This window comes from Candidatus Nealsonbacteria bacterium CG07_land_8_20_14_0_80_39_13 (assembly GCA_002779355.1).
Lineage (GTDB): Bacteria > Patescibacteriota > Minisyncoccia > Minisyncoccales.
On record PEWS01000020.1, the window covers coordinates 3182 to 7181 of the forward strand.

At 39.7% G+C, this 4000-nt stretch carries 3 protein-coding genes and 1 pseudogene (1 of these 4 only partly in view); all 4 read right to left on the reverse strand.

Features of this window, described 5'->3' with window-relative positions; translation table 11 throughout:
* Positions 1-701: pseudogene (locus tag COS96_01375) on the reverse strand (RNA polymerase sigma factor RpoD); it reaches 571 nt to the left of the window's first position.
* Positions 698-2434 (reverse strand): DNA primase, encoded by a 1737-nt coding sequence (locus COS96_01380; GenBank protein ID PIU43995.1) that lies wholly within the window; start codon positions 2432-2434, stop codon positions 698-700. The pseudogene COS96_01375 and the gene COS96_01380 overlap by 4 nt, the downstream one beginning before the upstream one ends.
* Entirely contained in the window at positions 2434-2928 is a 495-nt protein-coding gene (locus tag COS96_01385; GenBank protein ID PIU43996.1) for a hypothetical protein, read from the reverse strand. The genes COS96_01380 and COS96_01385 overlap by 1 nt, the downstream gene beginning before the upstream one ends.
* A 485-nt stretch (positions 2929-3413) precedes the next feature.
* A complete protein-coding gene (locus COS96_01390; GenBank protein ID PIU43997.1) occupies positions 3414-3971 on the reverse strand; it encodes a hypothetical protein in 558 nt (185 codons plus the stop codon).
* Between the last annotated feature and the right edge of the window lie 29 nt (positions 3972-4000).

Consider the following 4000-nt stretch of genomic DNA (forward strand, 5'->3'; position numbering starts at 1 on the left):
CTCCAGTCAAATTTTTCAACCGCCCTGAATAAACCGAGATTTCCCTCCTGAATCAAATCCAAAAGAGTTAAATGCGAAGACCTGCCCACATATCTCTTGGCAATTGAAACCACCAATCTTAAATTGGCTTGAGTGAGCCTTTTCTTAGCTTCCTCATCATTATTTTCTATTCTCTTGGCCAGATCTTTTTCTTCTTCAGCGGTGACAAAAGGACTTTTGCCGATTTCTTTCAAATAAATCTGAACCGGATCTATTTTAACAATTCCAATTTTTTTAACTTTTTTGCTTTTTTCCTCAACGCATAAAAACTCTCTGGCTTCTTTTATTTCTATCCCCTCTTTTTCTAAGTCTTCATAAACTCTTTCCAGGCCATCAATGTTTTTTTCCACATTGGGAAAAAAATACAAAATTTCCGAAGAGGTAACAAATCCCCTGCTCCTGCCCCTCTCCAAAAGCTGCTGAAATTTATCTTCCGGAAAAAATTTGGATCTTCTCCTGGAAATTTCCGCTCTTTTCTCGGCCACTTTTCTGATCCTTCTTTCCTTAACCGAGCCTCCTTTCTTTTTCAACTTAACGAGCGCTCTTTTTTTCTTCTTAACCGCTTTCTTCTTTGGCTTATTTTTTTTAACGGTTTTTTTAACAACCTTTTTAACGGCTTTTTTCTTTTTCAAATTTTTTCCTTTTTTTGTTGTCGAAGTCATTGTAGTTCTTTTGTTAATTGATTAAATTTTTCCGTCAATTCTTTTATTTTCCCTGAATCATTTTCTTCTTCAGCCCATTTGATTTCCTGGGAAATGGCGTCAAGCTTGTTTTTCAATTCCAAACAATAAATTTCCCTAAGGCAGGACCGAAGTTCGGCTGAAGCGTCTTCCTTTTCAATATTTTCTTCCTCTGACTCAAGTAAGACACAATTTAAGAAATCAGTCAGATCTGAAGGAAAATTTTCCACATTAAGAGCTTTTTCTTTTTTTAAAATATTGATGATTTCCGCTATGCGTGGAGAAAAACAGGGCATTATTTTCTCCTCCGCCAAATCGGCATCTTGAGGAAATTTAGCCAACAAAATAATAATCTTTCTTTCCAGCATTTCCTTTCTGGATCTTAAAGGAAGGCTCATTTCCTCCTCAATTTCCATTCCCAATGCCTCTTCCTCTAATTTAATCTTTTTCATCTCCTCCAAAACGTCTCTCTCTTTAACCCCGAGCTTGCTGGTGAGTTTCTGGACCCAAAAAGATTTTTCTATTTCGTTGGGAATCTTTTTTAAAATCGGCAATAATATTTTTGAAATATCTTTCTTGCCTTCAAGCGTTTTGGGATCCCGGCCGGAGAAAGCGGACTCAAAATAAAAATCGTAGATTGATCTCGTGCTGTTTATCGCCCCCTGCCACAAAGAAGGGTCTTTGGAAATAATTTCCGCTGCGTCTTTTCCTTCCGGCAGGCGGATGACCTTTATATTAAATCCGGCTTTTTGAGCCAGATCTATCCCCCTCTTAGCGGCTGTCTCGCCGGCAATATCCATATCAAAACCCAAAACTAAATTCTCGGTATATCTTTTCAAGATCTTCAGCTGAAAAGGAGTCAGAGCTGTGCCGGAAGTGGCAACCACATTTTGAGTTCCGGCCTGATGAGCCATAATGACGTCCGTATAACCCTCCACTAAAATACAGGAATCTTCTTTTCTGATATCCACTTTCGCCTTATCCAAACCGTACAATATTCTGCTTTTATCATACAGGAGAGTATTGGAAATGTTAACATATTTAGCTGATTCCTTCTTGTCTTTTTCTTTGAAAACCCTTCCCCCAAAACCAACCGGTTGAGAATTTAAATCGTAAATTGGAAAGATAATTCTCCCCCTGAATCGGTCGTAAAAAGAATCCCTCCTCCCCTTCAAGGCCAATCCGGCTTTTTCTATTTCAAAATTGCTGTATCCTGAAGAAGAAAGAAAGTCAGACAAGCCCTGCCAAGTGTCCGGCGAGTATCCGACCCTCCATTTCCTCAAAGAATCTTCTGATATTTTTCTTGAAAGAAGGTAGTCTTTAGCTTCTTTCCCGGCGGAACTTTCCCACAATTGTTTTTCAAAAAACTTGCAGGACAATTCACATATTTCATACAGCCTCTGTCTTTGGGAAATAATTTGGGGATTTTGTTTTTTTAATTCAACTCCGGCTTTAGCCGCCAATAACCTTAAAGCGTCTCCGAATTCAATTCCTTCAACCTCCTTGACGAATTCAAAAACGTCGCCTCCTTTCCCGCAACCGAAACATTTCCAAAGTTGGCGAGAAGGAGAAACAAAAAAAGACGGCGATTTCTCCGAATGAAAAGGACAAATGGCGCGATAGTTTATCCCGGTCTTCTGAAGCTTAATGTAAGACTTAATAACATCAACTATGTCTAGCCGATTTTTAATCTCTTCTATTGGAGAGTTGAGCATTACGATTTTTTGGTGACTATTTTTATTTGGCTGTTGGGAATAAGATGAATTGCTCCGGTATTGTCTTTGATAACCGTCCGCCTCAAGCTGATCTCCGTAACCGATCCTTCTTTTCCGCCTACCTCCACTTTGTCGCCAATGCGATATTGGTCTTCTAGAATTATAAAAAGGCCGGCCAGAAAATCAGACACTATTTCTTTAGATGCCATTCCCACTGCCAAACCGATTAATCCCGCTCCGGCCAAAAACGGGGCCGCGTTGACTCCAAATTCAGGCAGAATCATCAGGAGAGCGATTATTGAAATCAAAAACTTAAACGTTCCTCCGATAACTCCCATCAATGTTTCTATCCTCTGCTCGTCTTCTTTCTTCACTTTTCCCTTTATCCCCTTCTTAATTATTCTTTCGGCCAAGGCTGACAGAAAACGGACGGCAATAAAAGCCGCTGTTAAAATTAAGAGTATTTTTATTCCGTGAATAAACCAATCTGCCATATTTTTTAAGTTTAGCAAAAAACCCGCCCAAACGCAAAGCCTCCAATTCAATATGGATTTTCTGCTTTATTCAAAATCTTTGCGGAGAATAGTGGAAGACATTAGAACCTACTGGATGACTACCAGCGAGCGGTTCTTTATCCCCAAACTATCGTTAGAATCAGCGATTATAGTATAGCTTTTTTACAGTTTTCAGACCAGAGATTCTGTCATATACGTGTCATAGGGAGCTACGTCTGTTGTCATACGGCATAAAACGACTAAATACCAATACTTGCTACTAAAATTGTTATGGTCTGCATTGATTATCTTAATCAAATCATAACAGGTTATGGATTGTTATAGTGAGCGGGCATACTCCCGTTCTTTTTGTACCCCTTTTTACTCAATTCCCGATTCGGGTAGTGGTAGTTTTGGATTCGCCTTGTTTGAGCGCGGCGGGGATGCCCGTTTCAAAAGGAAGATATTTTGTCCGAAAACTCGTCTTATCGGAAGTCACTGGGGTTATTGTAGACCTCGATGAACAATGGCGCACCTATAAACGACAATGGTGATACCGAGCCGAAAAACATAAACGGATACCTTCGAAGTTCTGGTTTAGTGTGGCTACTACTTGGGTCTATGAACGATTTGTATAATTGAAGCGCGCTCTCATTGTTCAACAGATTACTTATAGTTTTTATCTCGGTTCCAACCGTTAGTCCATAGCCAAACGAAAATATGCGGATTTGTTGCAAAATCTCCTTGTCCAACGATTCAATCGTTTGCGTGATAAACATATAGCCGATTCCGTATTTACGAGTCGTGCGTACAGAATCCACTATCTCGGTAGTCAACTCGGCTATTTGCGGGTCAGAGCTCCCATTGGAAATATAGCGGTGTGCTTCGTCCATTACCACAAGACAGTTCACTTTTTTTCCATCCGTGTACAGGTCTTCTCCAATAGTTTTTATTTCATTTTCAATGATGCGTACAAACATTGCCTTGATGTTTTCGCTTCCTAGTTTTTTCTTCTTTAGGGCGTTCATTACAGCATTGTTCATCTTCTTCACTTCAATTCCTGTGGATGGAG